The 25,303-nt window shown below is 59.6% G+C and carries 27 protein-coding genes and 2 tRNA genes; 17 read left to right on the forward strand and 12 right to left on the reverse strand.

Annotated features, from left to right (window positions below):
• Positions 1-66 precede the first annotated feature (66 nt).
• On the reverse strand, positions 67-330 hold the full coding sequence (locus AC1DNW_RS21530) for a hypothetical protein (protein ID WP_113307075.1): 264 nt from the start codon (positions 328-330) through the stop codon (positions 67-69).
• 155 nt (positions 331-485) lie between these two features.
• On the opposite strand from AC1DNW_RS21530, the gene AC1DNW_RS21535 reads away from it, so the two are divergent.
• Both AC1DNW_RS21535 and AC1DNW_RS21540 read left to right on the forward strand, forming a co-directional pair.
• Positions 486-749: a BON domain-containing protein gene (locus tag AC1DNW_RS21535; protein WP_113306962.1), complete on the forward strand. Its 264-nt coding sequence runs from the start codon at positions 486-488 to the stop codon at positions 747-749.
• An 84-nt stretch (positions 750-833) separates the two neighbouring features.
• Positions 834-1,097 carry a hypothetical protein gene (locus tag AC1DNW_RS21540; protein WP_113306961.1) on the forward strand — a complete coding sequence of 88 codons (264 nt, stop codon included), beginning with the start codon at positions 834-836 and terminating at the stop codon, positions 1,095-1,097.
• A gap of 235 nt (positions 1,098-1,332) precedes the next feature.
• Here AC1DNW_RS21540 and AC1DNW_RS21545 read toward each other — a convergent pair whose 3' ends face one another.
• Both AC1DNW_RS21545 and AC1DNW_RS21550 read right to left on the reverse strand, forming a co-directional pair.
• Entirely contained in the window at positions 1,333-1,575 is a 243-nt protein-coding gene (locus AC1DNW_RS21545) for a DUF982 domain-containing protein (protein WP_477854287.1), read from the reverse strand.
• Positions 1,576-1,727: 152 nt separating this feature from the next.
• Positions 1,728-1,802: transfer RNA gene (locus tag AC1DNW_RS21550), tRNA-Thr, on the reverse strand.
• Between the two features lie 154 nt (positions 1,803-1,956).
• On the opposite strand from AC1DNW_RS21550, the gene AC1DNW_RS21555 reads away from it, so the two are divergent.
• The 10 genes from AC1DNW_RS21555 (at position 1,957) to AC1DNW_RS21600 (ending at position 8,123) form a co-directional block, all read left to right on the forward strand.
• Positions 1,957-2,166, forward strand: a complete 210-nt coding sequence (locus tag AC1DNW_RS21555) for a hypothetical protein (RefSeq protein WP_477854288.1) — start codon at positions 1,957-1,959, stop codon at positions 2,164-2,166.
• 116 nt (positions 2,167-2,282) lie between these two features.
• Positions 2,283-3,575, forward strand: coding sequence for a UDP-N-acetylglucosamine 1-carboxyvinyltransferase (gene murA / locus AC1DNW_RS21560; RefSeq protein WP_477854289.1), 1,293 nt, complete (start codon positions 2,283-2,285; stop codon positions 3,573-3,575).
• Between the two features lie 114 nt (positions 3,576-3,689).
• Positions 3,690-4,127: a DUF2948 family protein gene (locus AC1DNW_RS21565; RefSeq protein WP_113306959.1), complete on the forward strand. Its 438-nt coding sequence runs from the start codon at positions 3,690-3,692 to the stop codon at positions 4,125-4,127.
• Between the two features lie 35 nt (positions 4,128-4,162).
• Positions 4,163-5,461, forward strand: a complete 1,299-nt coding sequence (hisD, locus tag AC1DNW_RS21570) for a histidinol dehydrogenase (RefSeq protein ID WP_477854290.1) — start codon at positions 4,163-4,165, stop codon at positions 5,459-5,461.
• A gap of 4 nt (positions 5,462-5,465) precedes the next feature.
• The gene (locus AC1DNW_RS21575; RefSeq protein WP_113306957.1) at positions 5,466-5,939 is read left to right on the forward strand and encodes a UPF0262 family protein; all 474 of its coding nucleotides are present in this window, start codon (positions 5,466-5,468) and stop codon (positions 5,937-5,939) included.
• Complete coding sequence (locus AC1DNW_RS21580; protein ID WP_477854291.1) at positions 5,936-6,421, forward strand: arsenate-mycothiol transferase ArsC; 486 nt, start codon at positions 5,936-5,938, stop codon at positions 6,419-6,421. Before AC1DNW_RS21575 ends, AC1DNW_RS21580 begins: the two co-directional genes overlap by 4 nt.
• Positions 6,422-6,540: 119 nt before the next feature.
• Complete coding sequence (infA, locus tag AC1DNW_RS21585; protein ID WP_003545338.1) at positions 6,541-6,759, forward strand: translation initiation factor IF-1; 219 nt, start codon at positions 6,541-6,543, stop codon at positions 6,757-6,759.
• 57 nt (positions 6,760-6,816) lie between these two features.
• Positions 6,817-7,437, forward strand: coding sequence for a Maf-like protein (locus AC1DNW_RS21590; protein WP_007821131.1), 621 nt, complete (start codon positions 6,817-6,819; stop codon positions 7,435-7,437).
• 121 nt (positions 7,438-7,558) lie between these two features.
• Entirely contained in the window at positions 7,559-7,771 is a 213-nt protein-coding gene (gene yacG, locus AC1DNW_RS21595) for a DNA gyrase inhibitor YacG (protein ID WP_113298516.1), read from the forward strand.
• Positions 7,772-8,047: 276 nt separating this feature from the next.
• Positions 8,048-8,123 (forward strand) — tRNA-Phe (locus AC1DNW_RS21600).
• Between the two features lie 459 nt (positions 8,124-8,582).
• On the opposite strand, the gene AC1DNW_RS21605 is transcribed toward AC1DNW_RS21600, so the two are convergent.
• Positions 8,583-9,128: a class I SAM-dependent methyltransferase gene (locus tag AC1DNW_RS21605; RefSeq protein ID WP_162748410.1), complete on the reverse strand. Its 546-nt coding sequence runs from the start codon at positions 9,126-9,128 to the stop codon at positions 8,583-8,585.
• Between the two features lie 536 nt (positions 9,129-9,664).
• Between AC1DNW_RS21605 and ku (AC1DNW_RS21610) the strand changes: the two genes are divergently transcribed.
• Positions 9,665-10,471, forward strand: coding sequence for a non-homologous end joining protein Ku (gene ku / locus AC1DNW_RS21610; protein ID WP_477854292.1), 807 nt, complete (start codon positions 9,665-9,667; stop codon positions 10,469-10,471).
• A 113-nt stretch (positions 10,472-10,584) separates the two neighbouring features.
• Here ku (AC1DNW_RS21610) and ligD read toward each other — a convergent pair whose 3' ends face one another.
• The 4 genes from ligD to AC1DNW_RS21630 are packed head-to-tail and all read right to left on the reverse strand — an operon-like array spanning position 10,585 to position 14,480.
• Positions 10,585-13,107 (reverse strand): DNA ligase D, encoded by a 2,523-nt coding sequence (gene ligD, locus AC1DNW_RS21615; protein WP_477854293.1) that lies wholly within the window; start codon positions 13,105-13,107, stop codon positions 10,585-10,587.
• 2 nt (positions 13,108-13,109) lie between these two features.
• Positions 13,110-13,952, reverse strand: coding sequence for a non-homologous end joining protein Ku (gene ku, locus AC1DNW_RS21620; protein ID WP_477854294.1), 843 nt, complete (start codon positions 13,950-13,952; stop codon positions 13,110-13,112).
• Between the two features lie 12 nt (positions 13,953-13,964).
• On the reverse strand, positions 13,965-14,198 hold the full coding sequence (locus AC1DNW_RS21625; protein WP_113298526.1) for a DUF2188 domain-containing protein: 234 nt from the start codon (positions 14,196-14,198) through the stop codon (positions 13,965-13,967).
• Between the two features lie 15 nt (positions 14,199-14,213).
• Positions 14,214-14,480 (reverse strand): hypothetical protein, encoded by a 267-nt coding sequence (locus AC1DNW_RS21630; protein ID WP_113298619.1) that lies wholly within the window; start codon positions 14,478-14,480, stop codon positions 14,214-14,216.
• Positions 14,481-14,636: 156 nt separating this feature from the next.
• On the opposite strand from AC1DNW_RS21630, the gene AC1DNW_RS21635 reads away from it, so the two are divergent.
• The 4 genes from AC1DNW_RS21635 (at position 14,637) to AC1DNW_RS21650 (ending at position 19,390) form a co-directional block, all read left to right on the forward strand.
• The gene (locus AC1DNW_RS21635) at positions 14,637-15,065 is read left to right on the forward strand and encodes an OsmC family protein (protein ID WP_113306951.1); all 429 of its coding nucleotides are present in this window, start codon (positions 14,637-14,639) and stop codon (positions 15,063-15,065) included.
• Between the two features lie 96 nt (positions 15,066-15,161).
• Positions 15,162-16,613, forward strand: coding sequence for an FAD/NAD(P)-binding protein (locus AC1DNW_RS21640; protein WP_477854295.1), 1,452 nt, complete (start codon positions 15,162-15,164; stop codon positions 16,611-16,613).
• Positions 16,614-16,733: 120 nt separating this feature from the next.
• Positions 16,734-17,627 carry a DMT family transporter gene (locus tag AC1DNW_RS21645; RefSeq protein WP_113306949.1) on the forward strand — a complete coding sequence of 298 codons (894 nt, stop codon included), beginning with the start codon at positions 16,734-16,736 and terminating at the stop codon, positions 17,625-17,627.
• A gap of 65 nt (positions 17,628-17,692) precedes the next feature.
• Positions 17,693-19,390, forward strand: a complete 1,698-nt coding sequence (locus AC1DNW_RS21650) for a hypothetical protein (RefSeq protein ID WP_477854296.1) — start codon at positions 17,693-17,695, stop codon at positions 19,388-19,390.
• Position 19,391: 1 nt separating this feature from the next.
• Here AC1DNW_RS21650 and AC1DNW_RS21655 read toward each other — a convergent pair whose 3' ends face one another.
• The 4 genes from AC1DNW_RS21655 to AC1DNW_RS21670 all read right to left on the reverse strand — a co-directional run bounded on the left by AC1DNW_RS21655 (position 19,392) and on the right by AC1DNW_RS21670 (position 25,246).
• Positions 19,392-20,966 carry a VOC family protein gene (locus AC1DNW_RS21655; protein ID WP_477854297.1) on the reverse strand — a complete coding sequence of 525 codons (1,575 nt, stop codon included), beginning with the start codon at positions 20,964-20,966 and terminating at the stop codon, positions 19,392-19,394.
• 88 nt (positions 20,967-21,054) lie between these two features.
• Positions 21,055-22,650 (reverse strand): response regulator, encoded by a 1,596-nt coding sequence (locus tag AC1DNW_RS21660; RefSeq protein WP_113306947.1) that lies wholly within the window; start codon positions 22,648-22,650, stop codon positions 21,055-21,057.
• A 3-nt stretch (positions 22,651-22,653) separates the two neighbouring features.
• Positions 22,654-23,079, reverse strand: coding sequence for a response regulator (locus AC1DNW_RS21665; protein WP_477854298.1), 426 nt, complete (start codon positions 23,077-23,079; stop codon positions 22,654-22,656).
• The gene (locus tag AC1DNW_RS21670; RefSeq protein ID WP_477854299.1) at positions 23,066-25,246 is read right to left on the reverse strand and encodes a sensor histidine kinase; all 2,181 of its coding nucleotides are present in this window, start codon (positions 25,244-25,246) and stop codon (positions 23,066-23,068) included. Before AC1DNW_RS21670 ends, AC1DNW_RS21665 begins: the two co-directional genes overlap by 14 nt.
• Positions 25,247-25,303: the final 57 nt, after the last annotated feature.

Here is a 25,303-nt window from a genome sequence, read left to right on the forward strand (position 1 = left end):
AAGCCAGATGCATCGGCCAATAGAGGTAGAGGGTCCTTTATGCGTCCAAATGGACGCACGGCGCTACTACGGAAAATCCGGCACGATCTGGCGCCGCACCAGCTTCAGGCTGCGGTCGGGCTGGAGTATGTAGGTTTCGTAAACGTGCTGGCCCTGCTGATCGTAGAAGTCGTTATGGACGACACTGCCGATCGGCGATTTCGTCAGCTTCGTGCGCGGCTGGCCGCCATAGGTGATGCTGCCGGGAATAGGCTCCAGCGCCGGCGCGTCAGCAGCCGAACAACCCGCCAGAAGAGCGGCGGCAAAAAGGGCCGGCAACTGAGCTTTCATCATCGTCTCCTCCAGCCGCAATCGCACAAAGCGGCTGCAAGACCATCAAGATCCAGGCGCCACCATACTCTCAACTTTGCTTCCAGCCAGCAGCGGCTGGCAACAAACGTCGTCTTCCGGCGTTAAGTCTGTATTAGCCAATGTCAGGAACGATCATGGTACTGCGCTTTCAAAGCTCGTTAGTCCACGAGGAAGCCTGCATGCAAGGCCACAACGCGGCTGCTACGCGCGCGTCCGTGGAAAGCGCCCTGCATGCCGCAGCCGACCTCGATGCGGCCGAAATTGTCGTCTCGACCCTCGGCTCCTACGTCATTCTCGAAGGTTTCGTGCGCAGGAAGGGCGATAGTGAGCGGGCACTGGCGATTGCCGAGGATATCGTCGGAAGCGGTTATGTGCATTGCCGCATGCTGCTCAGATAAATCACGTCTTCCCACAGGTATTCTCAAGGAACCAACTCCCCGTCTCGTGTGTTGAAATGCTGGATTTCAATGCTGGAGACAACAATGCAAACGCTGATACGCCTCTGGACCGCGGTCCTTCTTCTCGGATGCGGCGCCTTTGCCGGGTCCGCTTATGCTTCCCTTGAACCAGATACGAATTATTCGGTCTTGCCGAAGGACGAAATAGCGCTGAACGAATATACCAACGCCTCGCTCTGCGAGCCGTCTGCACCGCACTATCTGCCGTCCTTCATCCGCACGGCAGATGGCACAATCATCGGTGTTGGCTATATTCAAGTCGGTGACGAGAATACTTCTGACTGCTGATGGTATATTTGAAATTCCTGTCAGACGAGGCTCGTCTGTAGTCTCCCGTAGAGGGTGACGAGCCTCTAACCATCATCATGATGGCTGGCGTCGTTCTATTGATGAACGGATGAACGGCGCAATGCCTTTTGAGACAAAGCCCCGCACGAGCTCCATGCAGGGTTAAGTGAAAATTAAGCATTGCTCCGTTTCGGAACGGATCCGGCTTTTGCTGTCCGGTGTCGCCGCCGAAAGCTTAATGCACTTTAAGCTTTGCTTCCTCGKCCGCCGCCATGAACTCGGCGCGTGCTTCCTCGACGGTCTTGCGGCCATCAAGCGCGGCGCGGCAGGCGCTGCGTGCCTTCAGATATTTCAATCCGCGTGCGGCAGGCCAGAGCTCGGTAAGGCAGGCCAAGGCATCGAACGGTCCGTTAACCGTGCGTGCTCCCGCATCATCGAAACCTACCTTGATCGGACCATTCCATCGTTCAGTCGCCATCGATGCTCCTCCAGCATGTCTCGATAGAAACATTGAATGAAGCCTTCGAGTTCCCTCTGCGAAGACTCCAGAATGCTAATATTCTAACGAGATTTTCGCCGACAGCAATGGCGACCGATTGGGACGGTGCATAATGACTTCGGAGGAGAAACTGGTGCTGCCGAGTGGGATTGAACCACCGACCTCACCCTTACCAAGGGTGTGCTCTACCACTGAGCTACGGCAGCAGGACCAGACGCGTGAAGCGGAAACGCTCAATTCGCGTGAACGGGGCGGCTATTGCCACAGCTTCGGCAGGAGTGCAAGCCGCAAATTCCAACTTCTCTGGGAATAACGTCCCGCCCACTTTTGGATTGGCGCGAATTCGGTTAATTCTGGGGCATGAACGAAGAGACTGAAAAGGCCCGGCAGAGCCGGAAAGCGGCCATGGAAGCACAAGCGGCATTGCGCCGCGAGCGGGCGGCCGAAAAGCTGAGAGAAAATMTTTCGCGACGCAAACAGCAGGTGCGCGCTCGCCGATCCGGCGAGGCGGACGAGGCGAATGGGCTGCCCGCCGCGAAAATGCCCGCCGCAAAAATGGACGAATCGTAATGTTGCTTGCGCGACGAATTGAAGCGTCGGGGGATTTGCTCTAAACACCCCCACTTCTTGCCTGGCCCCCACAGGCAAAACTTTTGAGGAAAGGCGGGCCTCGCCCGTAAGTGCACATGGATCGTATCAGAATTGTCGGCGGTAATGAGCTTAACGGCATCATTCCGATTTCCGGAGCCAAGAATGCCGCGCTGCCGCTGATGATCKCCTCGCTGCTGACGAGCGATACGCTGACGCTGGAAAACGTTCCGCACCTTGCAGATGTCGAATTGCTGATGCGCATCCTTGGCAATCATGGCGTCGACGTTGCCGTCAACGGCCGCCGCGAGCGTCAGGAAGATTCCTATGCCCGCACGATCCATTTCACCTGCCGCACCATCGTCGATACGACCGCTCCCTACGAGCTGGTTTCGAAGATGCGCGCTTCCTTCTGGGTCATCGGACCGCTCCTGGCGCGCGAAGGCTATTGCCGCGTTTCGCTGCCGGGCGGCTGCGCCATCGGCACGCGCCCGGTCGATCTCTTCATCGAAGGCCTGACCGCGCTCGGCGCGACGATGGAAATCGACGGCGGCTATATCAACGCCCGTGCGCCGCAGGGTGGCCTCATCGGTACGCGCTATACCTTCCCCAAGGTTTCGGTCGGCGCAACGCATGTCATGATGATGGCGGCGACGCTTGCTCGCGGCACGACCGTGATCGGCAATGCTGCCCGCGAGCCCGAGGTGGTTGATYTCGCCAATTGCCTGAACGCCATGGGTGCGAAGGTCTCCGGCGCCGGCACCTCGACAATCACAATCGAGGGCGTCACCTCGCTGTCGGGCGCGCGCCATCGCGTTCTGCCCGATCGTATCGAGACCGGCACCTACGCCATGGCGGTCGCCATGGCCGGCGGCGATGTCGTGCTTGAAAACACCGATGTAGCCTTGCTCGATACGGCGCTGGAAACGCTGCGCCGCGCCGGCGCAGAAATCTCGGCGACCAACAACGGCATGCGCGTCAAGCGCAACGGCGCAGGCATCAGCCCGGTCGATATCGTCACCGATCCCTTCCCGGGCTTCCCGACCGACCTTCAGGCGCAGTTCATGGCGCTGATGACGCGCTCTTCCGGCATCTCGCATGTCACGGAGACCATCTTCGAAAACCGCTTCATGCATGTGCAGGAGCTTGCCCGTCTCGGCGCGAAGATCTCATTGTCTGGCCAGACGGCCAAGATCGAAGGTGTCCAGCGGCTGAAGGGCGCGCCTGTTATGGCGACCGATCTTCGCGCTTCCGTTTCCCTCGTCATCGCCGGCCTTGCCGCCGAAGGCGAGACGACGGTTTCCCGCGTCTACCATCTCGATCGCGGCTTTGAACGGCTCGAAGAAAAGCTGACCCGCTGCGGCGCCATCGTCGAACGCATCAGCGAGTAAGAAAGGGCGCATATGCGCCCTTTATCCCGGTTGCGTATTTGGTCCGAGCGCCTTATCTCCGTTGTCTGACAGATCGCCGCAGGCGCGGCGGCAAGGACATGGGATAGACGCTGGATGACGGACCTGAAGCTTGTTGCGCTCGATGTCGAAGACCTTGCGGTCATTTCTGCGCATATGCAGGACAGCGTCTTTAAGGTGGCCGACATCGACTGGTCGCCGCGCGACAAGCAGTTCGCGATCGCCACCAACCGTTTCGTCTGGGAAGAGGCGGCGCGCAAGCGCAAGGGCTTCGAACGCCGCCGCGCTGCTCTTGTTTTCAAGCGTGTGCTTTCCGTTCGCTCGATCGGCATCGACCGCGCGCGGCGTGATGACGTACTGTCGTTGCTCGCCCTGCGTTTCGAGCAGAGGGGCGAAGGACCGGAAGGCACGCTCGAACTTTCCCTGTCAGGCACGGCTTCCATCGTTCTCGATGTCGAATGCATAGAAGTGCAGCTTGCCGATGTCGGCGGCGCCTGGGAAACGGTTTCCAAGCCGCGCCACCCCGGCACCTGAGCGCAACAGTTTCGAGCAAAGAAGGAATTCCGGCCTTGGCAATCTGGCTCAATCAGGCATCCAACGGTTTCGAACAGCGCTTCGCGGCCTTTCTGACCACCAAACGGGAGGTCTCCGAAGACGTCAACGCGGTGGTACGCGCCATCATCGATGATGTGCGTAGCCGCGGCGACGTCGCTCTCGCCGAATATTCGAAGAAGTTCGATGGCATCGACTACGCCGTCGTGCCGATGCGCGTCAGCGAAAAAGAGATCGACAACGCCGTCGAGGTCGTCCCCTCGGAAGTGCTGGGCGCGCTGAAAGTCGCAGCCCTCCGCATCGAATCGCATCACCGTCGCCAGCTTCCGAAGGACGATATCTACGAGGACGATATGGGCGTCGGTCTCGGCTCGCGTTGGACGGCGATCGAAGCCGTTGGTCTTTATGTACCTGGTGGCACGGCGAGCTATCCGAGTTCGGTGCTGATGAATGCCGTCCCGGCGAAGGTCGCCGGTGTCGAGCGTATCGTTATCGCCGTGCCGGCAACGGGCGGTTCGGTCAATCCGGCGGTGCTGGCGGCGGCCAAGCTTGCGGGCGTCAGCGAGATCTACCGCGTCGGCGGCGCGCAGGCGATTGCCGCGCTTGCCTACGGTACCGCGACCATCGCGCCGGTTGCCAAGATCACCGGCCCCGGCAATGCCTATGTGGCCGCCGCCAAGCGCCATGTCTTTGGCACTGTCGGTATCGACATGATTGCCGGCCCTTCGGAAGTGCTTGTCATCGCCGACAGGGACAACAACCCGGACTGGATCGCCGCCGATCTCTTGGCGCAGGCCGAGCATGACGAGAGCTCGCAGGCGATCCTGATCACCGACGACGAGGAATTCGGCAAGTCGGTCGAAGCCGCCGTCGAACGCCAGTTGAAGATGCTGAACCGTGCGGAAATCGCGGCGGCCAGCTGGCGAGATTTCGGCGCGATCATTCTCGTGTCCGATCTGAAGGATGCAATTCCGCTCGCAAACCGTATCGCCGCCGAACATCTCGAACTCGCCGTCGTCAGTCCYGATTTCTTCGTGGACAGGATCCGCAATGCCGGCGCGATCTTCATCGGCGCACATACACCTGAAGTCATCGGCGATTATGTTGGCGGCTCCAACCATGTGTTGCCGACGGCGCGGTCCGCTCGCTTTTCATCCGGCCTTTCGGTTCTCGATTTCGTCAAGCGCACCTCGATCCTGCGGCTCGGGCCGCAGCAGCTTCGTGATCTCGGGCCGGCTGCGATTGCACTTGCCGTTTCCGAAGGCCTCGATGCACATGCGCGATCGGTTGCGATCCGCCTGAACCTCGAAAGGTGAGGGGATGGGCAGGGACAACTTTCGGCTCTGCGACGTTGTCCTTGACGATTCGATCGGCCGTTCGACGCCTGATGTCGAGCATGAACGGGCGGTGGCAATCTTCGATCTGATCGAGGAAAATTCCTTCGCGCCATCAGGCCATTCCGGCGGGCCTTATCGGCTCAATATCTCGCTGGTCGATTCCAAGCTGGTGTTTTCCATCACCACGGAAAAGGGTGAGGATGTTGCCACGCACATCCTGTCGCTGACACCGTTCCGGCGGATCGTGAAGGATTATTTCATGATCTGCGAGAGCTACTACGAGGCGATCCGTTCCGCCTCGCCGAGTCGCATCGAGGCGATCGACATGGGGCGGCGCGGTATTCATAACGAGGGCTCGCAGACCCTCAAGGACCGGCTCTCCGGCAAGATCGACGTCGATTTCGACACCGCCCGCCGCCTCTTCACGCTGGTCTGCGTGCTCTACTGGCGCGGATGACGGCGATGGAGCCGCACGTCGAAACCGAGGATGGGAAGCGGCCCGGCGCCATTCTCTTCATGTGCGGCCTGAATGTCATCCGCTCGCCGATGGCGGAAGTGATCGCCCGTAGTATTCTGCCGGCCAATACCTACATACGGTCTGCCGGTGTTCGCGCCGGCGAACGCGATCCKTTCGTCGATGTSGTGCTGGAGGAAATCGGCCTTTCGCTCGGCCGCCGCCAGCCGCAGACGCTGGAAGAGCTCGAAGACGATTATTTCGACCTTATCATCACGCTCTCGCCGCCGGCCCATCACGCCGCCCTCGAGCTGACGCGCTCCAGCGCCGTTGATGTCATCTACTGGCCGACCATGGATCCGACCGTTGCGGCCGGCACACGCGAGCAGATATTGGATAGCTATCGCGAGGTTCGTGATCACCTCGCCGGCCTTATCGAGAGCCGGCTACTCAAGAGAAATGGCATCGCCGCGCAATCGGCATGAAACAAAAGATAGAAAGCCCGATCTACGAGGTTCACAAATCCCCGTTGATTGTGTAGTTTCCGCGCAAATTTTGAGGCGCCGTGCGCCTTTTGCCCAACACACAGGAAGAAAACCCTTATATGCCGAAAGAAGAAGTCCTCGAATTCCCGGGTATCGTGACCGAACTTCTGCCGAATGCGACATTCCGCGTGAAGCTTGAAAACGAGCATGAGATCATTGCTCACACTGCTGGCCGCATGCGCAAGAACCGCATCCGTGTTCTCGCCGGCGACAAGGTGCTTGTGGAAATGACGCCCTACGACCTGACGAAGGGCCGCATCACCTACCGCTTCAAGTAAGCTTGGTCTGCCTAGCTCGATAAGMTTCCGCTCCCGCCTGCCGATGGTCGAGGTTCCATGGCGCTGAAATACAAGCTCATTCTGGCCTCGGGCTCGCCCCGCCGCGTCGATCTGCTCAATCAGGCCGGCATCGAGCCTTCGCGTCTGATGCCGATGGATATCGATGAGGCGCCGAAGAAGTCGGAGCATCCGCGCTCGCTCGCCCGTCGCCTATCGGGCGAAAAGGCGGAAGCTGCACTTGCGGCCATCAAGGGCGACATCACCTGGAAGGGCAGCTATATCCTGTCCGCCGATACGGTCGTCGCCGTCGGTCGCCGTATTCTGGGCAAGGCCGAATTCGCCGATGAGGCGTCGAACTCGCTGCACCTGCTCTCCGGGCGCAACCACGTGGTCTATACTGGCATCTGCCTGATCACGCCCGACCGAAAAGTGCGCCAGAAGATCGTCGAGACCAAGGTGCGTTTCAAGCGCCTGTCGAGTTTCGAGATCGAAAACTACATTGCCTCGGGCCAATGGCGGGGCAAGGCCGGCGCTTATGGCATCCAGGGGCTGGCAGGCACCTTCGTGCAGAAAATGGTGGGTTCCTACACCAATGTCGTGGGACTGCCGCTTTATGAGACCATTCTGCTTCTGACCGGCGAGGGCTTTGATGTCCACAGCCGTTGGCCCGAGGGCTGATCTCCTGCTAGAGCTCCGTGCGTCCATTTGGACGCACAAAGGACGCTCCACCTTTTGAATCTACGCATCGGGCTTTCCGAAAATCGGTCCGATTTTCGGGTCGATGCTGTAGGAGGAAACCATGTCTGATGAAATGAAGACTGGCGGCAAGGTCGAGCCGCTGCGCAAGACGCGTCCCTGTCCGGAATGCGGCAAACCGTCGAACCGCGAACACTATCCCTTCTGCTCCAATCGTTGCCGCGAAGTAGATCTGTCGCGCTGGCTGACGGGTTCCTACGCCATTCCCGTGGCGGACGACGAGACGAAGGCGGATTATCCCGACGAGGAAAGCTAGATCAATTCAGCAAAAGTGTGCAGCGGTTTGCGTCCGGAATTGCGCAAAAACAATGAGGTAGAGCATTTCCCGGATTCGAAGAAAAACGGAAGTGCTCGACAGTTTTCCACCGCGAAGCCCTTATTTTTCCTCGCAAATCGCCAAAATCTCCGGGACCGTCAAAAAACTATCATTTGATGCTTGCCATGGACGAACAAGATGCTATAACCCCGCTCGCTTCCGGGGCGCACCAAGGCCCCGACATTCGAAAGCGGAATGTTTTTGTGAAGCAGGTTAGCCCAGGTAGCTCAGTTGGTAGAGCAGCGGATTGAAAATCCGCGTGTCACTGGTTCGATTCCGGTCCTGGGCACCATTAATTCCCGGAAAGCATTGATTTCCCGGTTTTATAGATTCTCTCATATGTTTTGTATCGACCTTTTGACGCTCGCTAGGGCTCTTTCTCACGATGTCGTGGAAAAACTCCGCCGACTCACCCGCGTCCTGCACAGTGATTCCAACTGGTTGGCGATCTGACTCGTTTGGGACGGCGCATGCTATGACTGATATATACAAGCCGCCATACGAATAGCGGGAGAGGTGGGCCAGTCGACATCAGGACTTCACGGGCCCAGACGGTGACGCCATCCTCTGACATCCAACTCGACACCACTACCTCGAACTGAACGACGTGGGATGGAACGGTGGCTTTGCCCTTGGGTGCGGCAGCTGATCATACCGTAACAAACGGGTGGGCGGGTATGGTGCGTGAGGCGTCTCAGCCGGCCGAGGAACACTACGAGAAGCTAGGAGTAGTACGCAAACCGTGCTCGCCCTAGGTTTTGCGGAACAGCATCGGTTTTGCCAGATAGTGAACGACACCTCGCCCCGAGAAGCTTTTTCTCGCGAGGTTTGTAAGGGCTTCATCGAAAGCGAAGCCGTGTTTTGCGAACTTCTCTATCCAATAGGAATTTGGCTGCTCGTTGACATGGTTAAGGCCGCCCTGCCCCACAACGGCCGCCGTTAAGAATATCGAGTTGCTGGCGCTGGCGAGCTTGGAGACAAAGACATCCGCGTGGCGCGGCTCAAGATGTTCAGCCACTTCGCAACATACTGCCAGATCCCAAGGCGAACCTGGAATGGTTGCTGCCGGAACTGTCAGATCGAAAGTCTCGAACGACAAACCCTTGCGAAGCAGATATTTTTTTGCTGCAGCAGAATAGTCTAACCCAAGAACTTTCACGCCTCTTTTATTCAGAGCCTCCATCAGGTGCCTGGGGCCGCAGCCTACGTCCACCACGCTTTTTGGATCTATCTCTTTTACGATCCACTCGCTTATTGCCCTTAACGCTGTTGGCTTCGTCCCTCTCAACTTCATCATAGTAAGACTTTGAATATATATCGCTGCCAAACGTCTTTGCCACGAGTGGCATGATCCAATTTTGTCCCTTGATCATCTGCCGCATTCCCGGTGGTGTTCGCCGTCTAATCGCGTCGTATATCGCAGCGCGCACATCAACCTCCGTACAAAGACCAGGTGAGATTCGGGGCAAAATTCCCTGTAGGCGAAACTCAACTCACAGACAGACGTGACGTGAGTTCTGTAACTGTTTCACATGTGCGTCGCTTTTGGAGCCTCGACTATTGGTGCGGGCATATCAGGCACTGGTTGCATTGCTCACTGTCCAAATTGGTTTTCTACGACGTTTTAACTACGCATGTACTCGGAGTAACCGGCCCTGCCGCTCCGGCGTAAAAATAACGGCATCAGGGCTACGGCACGACGGTCGGCCAGTCCTTTTCTCATTTTTGTCTCTGGCCATCACATCCCGTTGAAAGTCCGGGTGTCGAGCTCGGATTCCGCTTCGGCAAACATCACCAGGCGGAACCTCCCGCCGCCATCGCCGTTTATGGCGAATGGCCCGTCAAACATTCTGGAAAGGTTATCTGAAGCTCTCGCTTGTCACCGCGTCGGTTTCGCTGACGCCGGCGACGACGGAGTCGAGCAAGGTGCGGTTTCATGTGCTGAACCGCGCAACGAAGAACCGTGTCGAAAGCCGCTATGTGGATAGCGTCACGCACAAGCCCGTCGCCGAGAAGGATCAGGTGAAGGGCTATCCGCGTGGCGAGGATGATTATGTCTTGCTTGAGGATGAAGAGATCGAGGAAGTGGGACTGGAAAGCACCCGTACCATCGATATTGACACCTTCGTGCCGCGCGGGTCGATCGATTGGATCTGGTACGACAAGCCGCATTTTTTAGCGCCGGAAGACAAGGTCGGTATAGAAGCTTTCTGTGTGATCCGCGAGGCGATGAAGGCCAGTGATGTCGTCGGCATCGCCCGGCTGGTACTGTACCGGCGAGAGCGCGCCGTTCTCCTGGAGCCGCAGGGCAACGGCATCATTCTCTGGACGCTGCGCTATGGCGACGAAGTGCGCGAACCGGCGGCAGAACTCGACATGAAGGCGAAGGTCGATGGCGAACTGATGACTTTGATGAAGCGACTGGTGAAGGAGGAGACGAAGGAGTGGAGCCCTTCGATGGTGCAGGACCCTATCCAGAAACGGCTGAAAACGCTGATCCGCGGCAAGGAGAAAAGCTTCAAAAAGGCAGCCCCGGCCCGCAAGCCTGCGCCCGTCAAATCCACCGGCAATGTCATCAACATCATGGATGCATTGAAGAAGAGTCTGGCCGCGGAAGGTGGGCGCGGCAAGTCGYGGTAGTCTCCCGCAGAAATCCCTTCTCACTCGTCCCCAGCGGGTACCTTTGGCTGTTCGGCGCTCCTCAAGCGCCGAGCGCCACAAACTATGTGATGGGGAGGGTTTACAGCGAAGCTCTATCGCTTCCGCGTCTGCAACGGTTTGGCCGCGGCGAAGAATCCATCCCACGGATCCTTTGGAAGCGCATCGAGCCGCGCCGGCGTATTGTCGACGGTGAAATAGGCAGGGCCGATCTCGGCTGTCAGCTCGCTCCATTCCAGCGGCATGGAGACCGCAGCACCCGGGCGCGCTCGGGCGGAATAGGCGGCCACCGCGGTATTGCCGCGCCCGTTCCTGAGGTAGTCGATGAAGATCTTGCCGTTGCGCTTTGCCTTGGTGGCGGTTGCAAGGTAGMGGTCGGGATCATCCTTCGACATGCTGTCCGCAAGCCATTTGGCAAAACCCTTCACCTGGTCCCAGCCGGCCTTCGGCTCCAGCGGCGTCACCACATGCAGGCCCTTGCCACCCGATGTCTTGACGAAGGCCGCAAGACCTTCGTCCTCGAGGCGCTCCTTCAACTCGTAAGCCGCCGCTATCACATTCTCCCATGGCACATCCTCACCTGGATCAAGGTCCATGGTGATCATGTCGGGTTTTTCCCAATTGTCGGTTGTCGTACCCCATGGATGGATTTCCAGCACGGCGGATTGCACCAGGGCCACGACGCCGTCGAAATCGGTGACGCGCAGCAGCTTCTCTCCCCCCTTGTCCTTGGGGTCGGTGATCTCGTCGATATGTTCGTTCATGCCTTTCCATGCATGTTTCTGAAAGAAACGCTGATGGCCGGAAATGCCGTCGGGCAGGCGCAGCAGGGCAAGCGGCCGGTTGACGACATAGGGCGCCATGAAGCGCCAGACCTGAGCATAATAATTGGCGAGACCTTCCTTGGTGACGCCCTCGTCCGGCCAGTAGATGCGATCGGGATGGGTCAGCGTCACGGCTGATTTCGGCAGGTTTTTCGCGGTCGTCTTTTCCATCTCGCGCACAACGTCCTTTGCCGGCTTGTCCTCCCGCAGTCCGCGGAAGGCCGCGTGGCGCAGGTTACCATCCGCYGACCATGCGCGGAACTCCACTTCGGCCACGAGTTGCGGCTTGACGTAATGCAGGCCGCGCCGCTCTTCGGCGCTCAGCTTGTCGTCGAAGGAATTCTGCTTCAGCTCGATCGCCGACAGGCGTTCGTAAAGCAGCTGCGCCGTCGCAACCGTATAGCCGGTGCCGACGCGGCCGACATGCTTCAGCGCGCCGTCTTCGTAATAACCCATGGCAAGCGAGCCGATGGCATTCTTCATGGCGGTCGAGGGCATATAGCCACCGATGACGAATTCCTGCCGCTGCGAGCATTTTGACTTGATCCATTCACCCTTGCGGCCTGAGACGTAGTGGCTGTCGCGCTGCTTGGAGACSACGCCTTCGAGACTGAGCCGGCAGGCATGGTTCAAAACCAAACCACCGTTCTCGTTGAAGTGCGCGCTGTAGCGCAGTTTGCCGCTATTTTCGGGAATGAGCTTCTCAAGCAGATGTTTGCGCTCGAGAAGGCCTACGTCGAGCAGGCTGTATCCATCGAGATAGAGGAGGTCGAAAGCATAGAAGACGAAGCGGTCGTAGCGGCCTTCACTGAGATCGTGTTGCAGGGCGGAGAAATCTGATGCGCCGGTATCGCGCTCCACCACCAGTTCACCATCGATGACGGCCGTTTCAGTCGGCAAGGAAGCGAAGGCATCGACAATGTTCCGGCCGAATTTTTCCGTCCAGTCGAGACCGCCGCGTGTAAGCATCGTTACCCGCCCATCCTCGATCTTCACCTGCAGCCGGTAACCGTCGAACTTGATCTCGTGGATCCAGCGTTCACCGGCCGGTGGCTTGGGCTTCAGCTTGGCGAGCGCCGGCTCGATGAAGTCGGGCATATCAGCTTTTTTCGCGCCCTTCGGCCAATCCTGCTCTTTCGGGGCAGGAGACTTTGCCTTCCTCACCGGAGTCCCGGCTTTTGCGGCAACGGCCTTGCCGCCTTCTGGTCTGGAGTGCCAGGTGGCATCAGGATTTTCCGCCACCTCTTCGAGTTGCCGACCGGTCTTGGCGGATTCGGGACGCTCCTCGAGGATATCGGCCTCGCCCTCATTGCGGGCTTCCTCGTCCTCACCCTTGATGAGCAGCCAATTTTCGCGTTTTTCGCCGGCCTTGCCATGCATGCGCACGAGATGCCAGCGCCCTTTCAGCTTCTCGCCGTCGAGTTCGAATTCCAAGTGGCCTTTCTTGTAGGCTTTGCGCGGATCGCCTGTTGGAGTCCAGACGCCGCGATCCCAGACGATGACCGTGCCGCCGCCATACTGGCCTTTTGGAATGATGCCTTCGAAATCGCCGTAGGTGAGGGGATGATCCTCGACATGCACTGCAAGCCGCTTGTCCTCGGGGTTGAGGCTCGGACCCTTGGTGACGGCCCAGCTTTTCAGCACGCCATCCATCTCAAGACGGAAATCATAATGCAGGCGCGTGGCGTCGTGCTTCTGGATGACGAAACTGTTGCCTGTCGCCCGGCCTTTCCGGCCGCGCGGCTCCGATGTGATCTTGAAGTCGCGTTTGGCCTGATAGGTTTCGAGAGCCATGGTCAGCCGGCCTTTCTGCTGCTTCTATCGGAGGTCTTGCGTGCGGCAGGCTTCTTCGCCGGCGCCTTGCCGCCCATCTTCGCACTTTGGCGCAGCGCCTCCCTGAGATCGACCACCTTGCGCTCCGGCTCGCGCTTGCGCTTCGGCGGCGCGCGACCTTCAATCTTGGCTTTCACCAGTTCGACGAGCGCGGATTCGTAGCGGTCGTGATACTCGCTCGGGTCGAAACTGCCTTGTTTGGTGCCGATGATATGGCCGGCAAGTTCCAGCATTTCCTTGTCGAACTTGATATCGGGAATGTCTTTGAAAATGGAGCTTGCAGAGCGCACCTCATAGTCGAAGTTCAGCATGGTCGCGATGATGTGGTCGTCATGGGCACGGATGAGCAGCGTCCGGTTGCGGCGGAAGAGCACGGCTTCGGCAAGGGCTRCCACCTTGCCGTCAAGCATGCCCTTGGCAATCAATGCGAGGGCTTCCGCATCATGCTCGTCGACTGGCGCCAGATAGTAGGGGCGGTCGAAATAGAGCTTGTCGATCCCATCGCAGGGAATGAAACCTTGCACATTCAGCACCTTGTCGCTTTCGGGCATGATCTCGGCAATCTCGTCGCCTTCGATGACGATGTAGTCGCCGCTCTCCATCCTGTAGCCCTTGACCTGGTCGTCGCGCTCCACCGGTTTGCCCGTTTCGCTATCGACGAACTGCCGCTCGACGCGATGGCCAGTCCTGCGGTTGACGATGTTGAAAGAGACACGGTCGGAAGAAGAAACAGCCGTATAAAGGCCAACGGCGCAAGCGAGGTCGCCGACCTTCAGATGGCCCTTCCAGCTCGCGCGTCCCGCCATCGCGTCCTCCGTTCAGAGCCTGCTGTTGCTTTTGTCGGTTTCGATTGGCTGGAATTTCCAGCCGCTTCCATCCGGCGCCGGATAGGCGAGCAGCGCATCGCCGTCGCCGATTTTCTGGCGCGCGGCTACGTCTCGCGCGCGATCCATCGCCTGTTCTGCAGTGGCATAGGGTTCAGACAATGTATCACCGAGCTTGTAGGCCCAGCCATTGTCGTGAGGGACGATCTGATAGGTGATGTCGGCCATGTGCTTTCCTCCTTGTCAGCCGTTGCCACGCGAGCGACTGCGCCGCTCGTCAAGCGCGATGATCTTTTCAACAGATGCGATATCCTCGCTTGTGACGACCGGAACCGGATCGGCGGCGATCGCCTCCAGGACTTCCCTGGACACAGCGCCATTGCGTATTGCCCATTCCAGCGTCTCGCGGGTTTCCCGTTCGGCCTTGAGCTGGGCATAGAGCGCTACGATCAGTCGGTCGCGCGCATCCATGCTGCTGTGTTTGCGGTCGATCTTGCGGATGCCAGGCATGGGAAAATCCTGCCTCTTCATGAGGTTGTTCACGGGAAAAAACCGCTGACAGGTGGAAAGGTTCCGCTGAACGGCGCATTGAAAATCAAAATCGCCGCATTGCGGGTTTGCGGCTAAGACACTATTTGAAAGCTCTATTCGACAGAGGATTTCAAAATGGCCGATCTCAAGGCGCGTCCCCGTCCCACAGGTGCAAGCGCCGTTCTCGGCCGAACCGGTTTCCCGCATGTCACGTCGGTCACCGGCGGCGAGATCGATATCGTTACCAGCCCGTCGCAGCCGGGCTTCAATCCACTCGATCTGCTCTATTCCTCGCTTTCGGCATGTCTCGTGCTGAGCGCCCGCATGGCGGCAAGCCAGCTCGGCATCCTCGACAAGATCACCGAGATCACCGCTGATGTGACCGGCGAGAAGGCGGCGGAAGGGCTGTCGCGCGTCGCGAAGTTCAACATCGCCTTCTCCATCAAAGGCGATATCGACGAGGAAACGCGCCGCAAGATCGCCCACATGGCCGAAGACGAGATTTGCACGGTCAGCAACACCATCAGGGGCACTCCGGAATTCGCAACCACGATCTCCGGCTGATCGGGTCACCGCAGGTTTCGGCATAAAAATCATAGACTATAGGACCGGAGCATTGCGTGGTCTTCGCCCTCAACTTATGCTCCGGCATCGATTGAAATGATGCCGGCTGAGATGCAGTTCCAGACACAAGCTTCGACCGAACAGAAATCCCGGCGGCCGCTCGTCGCCATCATCGGCGGCGGCGTTTCCGGGGCGGGTGTCGCCTACCATCTGCTGAAGCTGACTGGCGACGATGCAGCCGATATCGTGGTCTTCGAGCCGCGTCCCATGCTGGGCCGTGGCCTTGCCTATGACACTGCCGATCCGGCGCACCGCATCAATGTGCCGGCCGCCAAGATGAGCCTGCAGCCGGATGATCTGGAAGAGTTCCAGCGCTGGATCGAGGCGAACAATGCCGTGCGCGACGATCCCGAAGCCGCGCGCGAGAACGGCCAGCTTTTCCCGCGCCGGCGCGTATTCGGCGATTACGTTGGCTCGCTCCTCCAGCCTTTCCTGAAGTCTGGCGCCATCAGCCATCGCCGGGCGACCGTGACCGGCATCCACCGCCGGGGTAGTGGCTGGGCGATCCTCGATGACAAGGGCGGGCTGACGGAGGCCGATATCGTCGCCATCGCCACCAGCCATCCGCCGCCGGTGGCGCCGGGCAGGCTCGCGGCTATTCTTGGGGAACACCCGCGCTTCGTTGCCGACACCACCCAATCGGGTGCGCTCGAAGTCGTGCGGCCGCATGACAGGGTTCTCGTCATCGGCAACGGGCTGACCGCGGCAGACGTGATTGCCTCCCTTGCGCGAAACGGCCACGACGGCTTCGTTACCGCAATCTCCCGCCGCGGCCTTCGTTCGCGCGGCCATGCCGCAGTTCCGCAGGAGGCTTTCGGTGATTTCATCTCCGAGCCGGCATTGTCAGCCGTCGCGTTGCTGCGTCTTATCCGGCAGACGATCCGCCAGGCGACCGAGCGTGGCCAGAGCTGGCATGCCGTGATCGATCAGGTGCGTGGCCAGGGTCACGATCTCTGGCGCAGTTTACCGGTTGCCGAGCGGYGGCGGATCGTCCGGCATCTGCGGMCTTACTGGGATGTTCACCGCTTCCGCATCGCGCCGCAGGTGGAGGCGGTGCTCGACGCCGCAATCGAAGCCGGCAGGCTGGAAATCCTCGCGGCATCCATCGCCGATGCGAAGGTAGAGGGCGAGGCGATCCACGTCACCCTCCAGCCGCGGCATGCACGCGGAAAATTGKAACGAATGTTCGATGCTGTCATCGTCACGACCGGTCCGGCACATGGCGGCATTTTGCAGACGCAGCCCTGGCTCAGCGAACTCGCGCGGGAGGGCTATCTCGCGCTTGATCCGACCGGCCTCGGGCTTGCCTGCAGTGAGCGCTCCGAGGCTCTGGGACCAGAGGGCAGGGTGGTCTCATCGCTGCTTATTTCAGGCCCGCWTGCACGCGGCACGTTCGGGGAGCTGATGGGATTGCCGCAGATAACGGAACATACAGTTTTCGTTGCCCGCGAGATCGCCGAGAAGCTGAAAGCCGCAGCCGCGAGATAGTTCGTGGCTCTGTTCCCTATCGATCTGTCGTTCTGTGACTGTCATCCCTGTGCGACTTCTGCTAGTCCGCGACGACAGGCGCGGCTTACTCAACAAAGCCGCACAGAGAGCATCGAGATCATGTCGCAGGCCGCTTCCCCCGTTTCCGAAAATCCATCCACCAGCCGTCTTCCGCTGATCGCCCTCATTCTTGGCGGCGCTGCGATCGGCGGATCGCCGATCTTCGTACGGCTTTCCGAAGTCGGGCCGATGGCGACGGCCTTCTGGCGTGTGGCGCTGGCGCTGATCCCGATCTTCATCTTTTCGCTTCTGCGCAAGGATACCGGCCCCAAGCCGAAGAGCCTTGCCGATTACGGCTTGCTGATCCTGCCGGGCGCCGTGCTGGCGTTGGATCTCTCGGCCTGGCATCTGTCGATCACCATGACCTCGGTCGCCAATGCGACATTGCTCGCAAACCTTGCGCCGGTTTTCGTGACCGCCATCGGTTTCCTGTTCTTCGGCGCGAAGGTTACCCGCGTCTTCGTGCTCGGCCTCGTGCTGGCATTGGCCGGCGTGGTCGTGCTGAAGGGCGGGCCTGCCGCCTTCGGCAATGGTGACCTGCGCGGTGATGGCGTCGCCATGATCGCCGCCTTCTTCTACGCCTGCTATATCCTGGCGATCGGCGCGCTTCGCAGCCGTTTCGATACGATCCGTATCATGCTGTGGAGCACAGCCTCTGCAGCAGTCGGCATCTTCCCGCTCGCCTTCTTCTTCGAAGGCCAGATGCTGCCGGCCAGCCTTTATGGCTGGTCGATCGTCTTCGGCCTTGCCTTCATCAGCCATGCAGGCGGGCAAGTGGCGATCGCCTACGCGCTTGCCTATCTGCCGGCCGCCTTCTCCTCGCTGACGCTGCTTCTCCAGCCGGTTGTGGCGGCCATTCTCGCCTGGGCTCTGCTCAACGAGTCGATCACAGCAATGCAGGCCTTGGGCGGCCTGATCGTTCTGGCGGGCATCATGGTCGCAAGGCGCGGCTAATCCCGCTTAAAGGAAGCTTGACCATTGGCTGCTAGACCTGTCCCGGAGTTCGGACAGGATCGGCCATGGCGAACCTTGATCAGGTATTTTCAGCTGAAGTTCACGATATGGAAAAGCCGCAGGAAGTCGCTATGCGCCAGGCTTCGACCGCGCCATTGGTGGCCTTCATGGCCCTTGTCGCCATCCTTGTTGCCCTCTTCAAGTTTCCGCCGCTGCTCGATTATGCGAACCACTATGCCCGCATGTKGCTGCTTGCCGGCGGGATAAAGGAAGCACCATTCCCCGAAATCTACGCGATCGAGTGGAACCGCACCTTCACCAATGTCGGCATCGATCTGCTCGCGCGCTTCATCGGTCCTTTCATCGGTGTCTCGCTGCTCGCCCGCATCCTGCTGTTTCTGGCGATCGTCCTGCCGCCGCTCGGCGCCATCACGTTGCATCGACGCCTGTTCGGCGGCAGCTACTACTGGCAGATCGGAATGCTGTATCTCGCCTGGTGCGCCACGCTGATCGGCGGTTTTATCAATTTCCAGATCGGCCTTGGCCTCGCATTGCTGTTTGCAACGCTGGATCACCGCCTGCAATCCGGTTCCGCGGTCAGGCTCTTCCTGTGGCGGGTGGTAGTCTCGCTGCTGCTCACCGTCGTTCATATATTTTCCGTGGGCTTCTTTCTGGCGATCGTCTGTGGACTGGAATTTTCCTGGCGCTTCGATGTCCTCAAATCGCGTTCGGCGGTCCTGCGCCTTGCCGGCAGGCTCGTGGCGGCAATGATTGCCTGCCTGCTGCCTCCGGCCGCCCTGTCGCTGACCGCTGCCGATCTTCCCGGTAGCCAGGTTGGCGACATCCTGGCGGTCTGGAACGACAGCCCGATGCTGCTGATCTCTAATCTGCTCTCGGCTATTTGGACCTATGCTGCGTTTGTCGACGCGATTTTCCTTGTGCCGATCCTGCTGGTCTGCAGCAGGGCGCTTGCCGCGAAAAATCTGCGCATCCACGCTGGCCTGGTCGTCACTGCGGCAGGGCTGCTCGCCCTGTCCATCCTCTCGCCGCGGCATGCCCTCGGCACGGGATGGATAAGCTGGCGCTTTCCCATCATGGCCGCCCTTGTCGGCATGATTATGATCTGTCCCTTTCAAAAGGTCAGCCGGCGACAGGCCGTGATCCTGTTCCTTGTCCTGAATATCGTCGTCTTCGGCCGGACCATGTGGATCGGTTTCAACTGGTGGCGGGGGCAGGCCGATGTTGCGAGCGTCGAGAAGGTACTGGAAGCCGTTCCCGCCGGTGCCGCGATTCTGCCGCTGCAGCACGATCCGGCCTTTGCCGAGATGAAACTCGATCCGCGGCATTTTGCATTCAGCGAGGATACGTTCCGGCACCTGCCGACGATGGCCGTCCCGCTGGCGCATGCCTTTGTCCCGACCCTCTTCAGCGCGCAGGGCAAGCAACCGCTCGCCGTGCTTCCCGCCTGGTCGGAGAAATCGGTGCCGGAAGGAAATCTCTTTTCGACCGGTGTGCTGTCCTGTCCCGGCCTGATGGCGCAGGCCGCCAGCTTCACGCCCTATCTTGTCGATTGGCGCAGCAAGTTCGATTTCATCCTGGTCGTCAACGCCGACATGGTCGATCAGAATGTCGGCGACACGATGCCGGAAGGCATCGATCTTGTAAAAAACGCAGGCTTTGCAAGACTCTATGCCATCGATCGGAATGCAACAACGCTGCCGGATGCCGTCCCGCCGTCATGCCCTGATAGCTTCCACTGGTAGATTATTGGGTTGCCTGTAGTTTATTTTCCTGTAGCAGCCATTTCTGAATGATCGGCACGTCGGCGTCGCCGAGGTCATGGCCTCCGGAAATGACGCCGGAATCGACGGTCGCACCTGATGATTTCAGCCGCCCTTCCAGCTCGCTCGCATATTTGCCGTAGGCATCCGTCTTGCCGCTGATGACAAGCAGGTCCGTGCCCTTCAGGTCTGCATGCGGATAGGCGGTGAGTACCGGCATGGAGCGTAGCAGCACGGCCTTGTGCAMCAGGTTCGGGTGCAGGTAGAGCAGCGAATTCAAAAGGTTCGCACCGTTGGAATAGCCGACATAGACGACCTTCTTCGGATCGAGGCCATAGGATTTGACCGCGCCTTCGATGAAGGCAGCGAACGCTTCGGCTTCGTTCTTGATGTCGTCCTGGTCGAAGGAGAAGGGTGTGATGCGCTTGTACCAGCGCGGGAAGCCTTCCTCGGTCGCGCGCCCACGCACGCCGAGAAGGGTGGCGCGTGGTGCGACCTTGTGCAGCAGCGGCATCAGCGTCGTCTCGTTGCCGCCGGAGCCGTGCAGCAGTACGAAGACGCTGCCGTCCGGATCGGGCGGTGTATAGAAACGATGGACAAAGGGCAGATCGCGATAATTGATGCGCGGCTGGCCCGGCATGGAAAACTGCGGGAGCATGACTTTCAGGTCGGTCAGATTGGTGATCGAATCCTTCGGCGGGATGAAGAGCTTGGTTCCAAGTGTGGCTTTCGGCTCATCCACCAGCATGCCCGGCTTGTTGGTGGCGAGCTCTATAAGTGTGCCGCCGGGCTCGCGGGCATAGAGTGAGCGGAAGTATTTGCGATCGTGCAGGTTGGTCGCCGAGGCGTCTTCCTTTTCGAGCGCCTTGTGAACGGCCAGCACGGCTGCGTCGTCATCTGCGCGGAAGGCCACATGATCGACTGTGCCGGTACCCGCTGCGCCGGACCAGAAGCCACGCGCATCGCGCACGTCGATGATGTCTCCCGATTGCGAAACGAGGCGGTCGATCGTGCCGCGATTTGCCTGGAAGCGGTAGCCGAAATGGCTTTCGATGAAATGGCGGCTCTCCGCCGGCTTTTCGGTCAGCATGGTTGCACCGCGCACGCGCTGTACGGAATGCTCGACCGGCACATCGCCGCCATCCCAGGCGGCCGGCGATTTCAGATCCCTGGCGCCGGCAAGCTTGACGATGACATTATCCGGGTCCTTCAACCGCAGCACCGGTTCGCCGAATTCATCCGCGGGGCCTTCCGAGCGGAGGCCGAAGCGCATGGCACGCGTCAGCCAGTAGCCGATGCTGGTCGGATCGATCGCCAGCGACATTTCGTTGATCTGGCCATAGCCGGCGCGGCCGGGTGCTCCGTCTTCCCAGACGAGGAAGGTGACGAGTGAGCCCGGAGTGCCCTCCGCATCGCCATAGAAGAGATGAAGCTGCGTCGCATCCTCGAAGCCGGCGGTCTGCTTGACCAGCCGCATGCCGAGGAATCCGGCGTAGAAATCCACATTCGCCTGCACCTTGCGGGTGATTAGCGTGATATGGTGTATGCCTGAAGCCATAGATGAAAGCCCGAATTGAAAAGGCGAGGCTAGGAGCGTGAGTATGAGGGTCGTTGCTAGCATCATACCGTTGCCAATGGCCTTTTCTCTAATTTTGTTCCGCAAAAAGCACAAGTGCGTCACCACGCGGCAAGAGTTCCAGCGTGTCGACCTCCTCCAAAGCTTCTTCGAGTTGTTGCAGCGTCGGCGGCTTGACCATATAGGCGAGCGCGCCGAGGTCTCTTGCCCGTTGTATGTCGCTTTCGTCGCTTGACGTGCTGAGCACACAGACCGGAATTCGGCTCAGCCGCTGATCGGCCGAGAGCGCGTTCAGCACTTCGAAACCATCCATGATCGGCATGTTGATGTCGAGCAGCATCAGGTCGATCTGCGGCTGGTCGGGAATGCCGGCACGCTGCTCCAGAAGTTGCATTGCCTCGCGGCCGTTGGTGGCCACATGCAGGTTGAAGCTCACCTTCTCGCGCCGCATCAGCTTGATCTTCAGAAGCTGGATATCGGCCGGGCTGTCTTCCACCAGCAGCACTTCGGCGAGCCGGCCGCTGCTTTCGTTCGTATGGTCGGCTGCTTTTGCCGTCTGCGGCTGTCCGCTGGCGACCGGCTGTTCGCCTGAGATCTCCGCGAGCGGCACTTCGAGCAGGAAGGTCGCGCCCCTGCCGGTCTTCGCCTCGCACCAGATCGAGCCGCTATGCAGCTGCACGATGCGCCGGCAGATCGCAAGCCCAAGCCCCGTGCCTTCGATGCCGCGGCCGACGAGGCGCTTGAAGGGTTGGAAAATCAGCTCACGGTGATCAGGGGCGATGCCCGGCCCGTTGTCGCCGACCGTCAGGCGGCATATGCCCTTGTCTGCCATGGCCGAAATGCGCACTTCCGGAACGGTATCCTCACAATAGCGAATCGCATTGGACACGAGATTCTGCAAAAGCTGGATCAGCAGCGTCGCGTCGCCCATCACCTCAGGCAATGCACCACGAACGACGACTGCCTGTCGGCTCTCGATCTGCTGATGCAGATTGTGCTCCACCTGGTCGAGTACGGCCGACAGCGAAACCGGCTTGAGCTCAAGCCCGCTCGAAACCTCCAGCCTCGTGAAGCCCGACACCTTGACGATCAAGTCTTCCATATGGTCGGCGGCGCTCAGGATATAGTCGAGAAGCTCGCGGTCTTCGGCCGGCAGTTCGGCCGAACCGTGAAGGATGCGGCTGAAGGATTTGATCGTCCGCAGCGGCTCCTTGAGATCATGCGCCATGGCGCGGGTGAATATCTCCAGCGATTGCCGTTTCTGCTCCAGCTTCGCCTCCAGCGCACCATGCATGAGCGCGTTCTGGATGCAGCGATGCAGGGTCTCGGGCGACAGCGCATCCTTGGTGAGATAATCACGCGCGCCGCCCTTCATGACCTCGACGGCAACGGTCTCGCTGCCTTGGCCGGTCAGCATCACGACATTGGCGGCAGCATCGTGGGCGAGGATTTCCGAGAGCACGCCGAGGCCGTCACGGCCGGGAAGCGAATAGTCGAGCAATATGCACTGAGGGCGCCTCTGGCTGTTGAGGGCAATACCCTCCTCACCGCTCTCGGCCTCGATGACCGTATAGTTCGTGCCGGGGACACGCGCCAGCATGCGGCGATAGACTTCCCGGTCGTCTATGTTGTCGTCGATGATGAGAACGCTGCAGTCTTCCGCCAAACTTCAGCCCTCTAAAGGCAGGATTGCGATTTCGAACCAGYATTCCTTGAGCCGCTGGATGGCGGCGAACAGCCCGTCGAGATCGACGGGCTTCTGTACATAGGTATTGGCGCCGAGCGCATAGCAACCCTCGATGTCGCGTTCGTCGTCCGATGTCGTAAGGATCACGACAGGGATCTTGCGCCAATGTGCGTTGGACTTGATTGCCTCCAGCGTCTTGCGCCCGTCGAGGCCCGGCATGTTGAGGTCTAGCAGGATGAGGCCAGGCTTCGGTGCCATCGTGGCGAGCACATCGAGCGCTTCCTGCCCGGAGGCAGCCCAGCGGATCGGATTGCGCAGATTGGTACGCTTGAAGGCGCGCATCGTCGCTTCGAAATCGTCCTCGCTGTCCTCGACGATGAGGATCGGTTGCATGTCACGCTGCTGCATTCTGGTCCTCGCGCTTCCTTCCCAAGGTAAAATAAAACGTCGTGCCGATGCCGACTTCTGACTCCAGCCATACCTCACCATTGTGACGCCCGATGATCTTGCGCACAAAGGTGAGCCCTGCGCCGGTGCCATCCTCGGAATCTTGCGATTTTTCAAGCCGTTTGAAAATGCGGAAAATATCCTCGTGGAATTCTTGGGGTATGCCCTTGCCGTTGTCCTTCACGTAAAAGACATGGCGGGCCAGCGTCCCGTCCTTGCCGACATAGCGTTCCAGGTAGCCGACGCTGACGAGAGGCACGGGCTTGTCGTTATATTTGATGGCATTGGTGACGAGGTTGCGGAACACCTCGGTCAGGCGCGGTGCATCGCAGACGACCTCCGGCAGTACGCCGTCGATGACGACCTTCGCATGCCGMTCTTCCAGAAATAGCTCCATGGTGGCAACAACGTCGCGGACGATCGAACCGATGTCGGTGCGCTTGACGGCGAGCTGCTGGCGACCGATTCGCGAAAAATAGAGGAGATCGTTGACGAGCTTTTCCATGCGCTGGCTAAGGCGAACCAGCCGGTTGAGCCGGCGCACGCCGTCTTCGTCGAGCTTGTCTTCATAATCTTCCAGCAGGAAACGCGAATGATTGTGCAGGCCGCGCAGCGGTTCCTTGAGATCGTGCGAGGCGATATAGGCGAACTCGTCGAGATCGTGGTTGGAGCGCTCGAGATCGGCCGTATATTCCTCGAGTTGGGAAAGCGTCGTCTTCATCCGCTCTTCCTGGCGCACGCGCTCGCTGATATCGCGCACGACGCCGACGAAGGTCTTGCTCGAGCCGGTGATGACAACGCTGACCGAGAGGTCGATCGGGAAGACCACGCCGTTCTTGCGCCGGCCGGAGACCATGCGCGTCGTGCCGATGATGCGTTCCTCGCCGGTGCGCCGGTAATTGCCGAGATAGGCGTCATGTTCGGAATGGTAGGGTTCCGGCATCAGTATCTTGATGTTGTTGCCGGTCGCTTCCTTTGGTGTGTAGCCGAACATGGTCTCGGCGGCCGGATTGAAGCTCATGATCCGCCCCACCTCGTCGATGGCGATCACGGCGTCAGGCGTATTGCGGACCAGCGCGCTGAAGCGGATGCGCTCGGTTTCCAGATGCTGGCTGTTACGCATGAAATAGAAGACGAAAATGGCAACCAGCCAGAGCGTCGCTGCCGTGATCGAGCGGTTGGCGGCTTCCCGCCAGTATTCGTTCTCAGCATGGGTGACGGCGAAAAAGCCGAGCAGGATCAGGACTGTACAGACGAAAGCGAAGAAGATCGGCGCGTTACGATTGCCGAACCAGAGCGCTGTCAGCACGAGTGGGACATAGAGAATACCGTTTGCCACGCCGAGCGGTGTATAGAGATCGACGATGATGCCGGTAAAACAGATCGTTGCCGGTATCCAGAGGGGGATCTGTGCCCTGTTGGTTGGCAACATCCACCAGGATCTGGCGAGAAGCCCGCCGCCGAAAGCCACCAGGCCGATGGCCGTAGGCAGGGCCATGGCGGCATAGGGACCCCAGCGATATCCCTGTTCGGCATCGGTGATGTATCCGGCAAGCGCGATCATGCCGAGCGTGATCGCGATATAGCTGGTGAGTTCCTGTACGAGCTGACCGCGCGGCTGCCTCCCATAGAGGGCAAAAAGAATGGAAAGATTTGATATCAGGAAGATCAGTGCCGTATTCGGCCCCATGCCGCCGCCGATCTGCTCGGCAAAGGTTGGAGAAATGAAAAACTGCGTCAGGAACACATCGACATTATGTATCGTGCGGCCGAGCGTGATGATCTCCATCAGGCGGATCGCGGAAAGCAGGGTGGCAAGGCTGCAAGTCATGACAGGCACTATTTGGTAGCGCCTGCCTGTCTCCATCGACGTGGCCAGTCCGATACCCGACAGCACGAAACAGATGGCGGTATTGAATGCCATGGACGGAAAGCCAGGCACGATCGAGATGATCACCCCGACTTCGAGCAGCCACCCGGTCAGCGCCGTCAGGCCGAGCAAGACCAGCAGGCAGCCGACGACGAGCGCGACCGCGCGATAGCGTACGCTTTCCGTCCCGTTCCGTCCCGCTACAGCGGCATCCCGCACCTGCAACACCTCTTCGCCATGTCCTTGTTTGCGAGCCATCTTTTCCGAAATCGCCGAATACTCAATAGGCAGATTGTTGCGCAAAACATGCTTTTT

It is taken from the genome of Rhizobium sp. 05L429, from assembly GCF_056397645.1.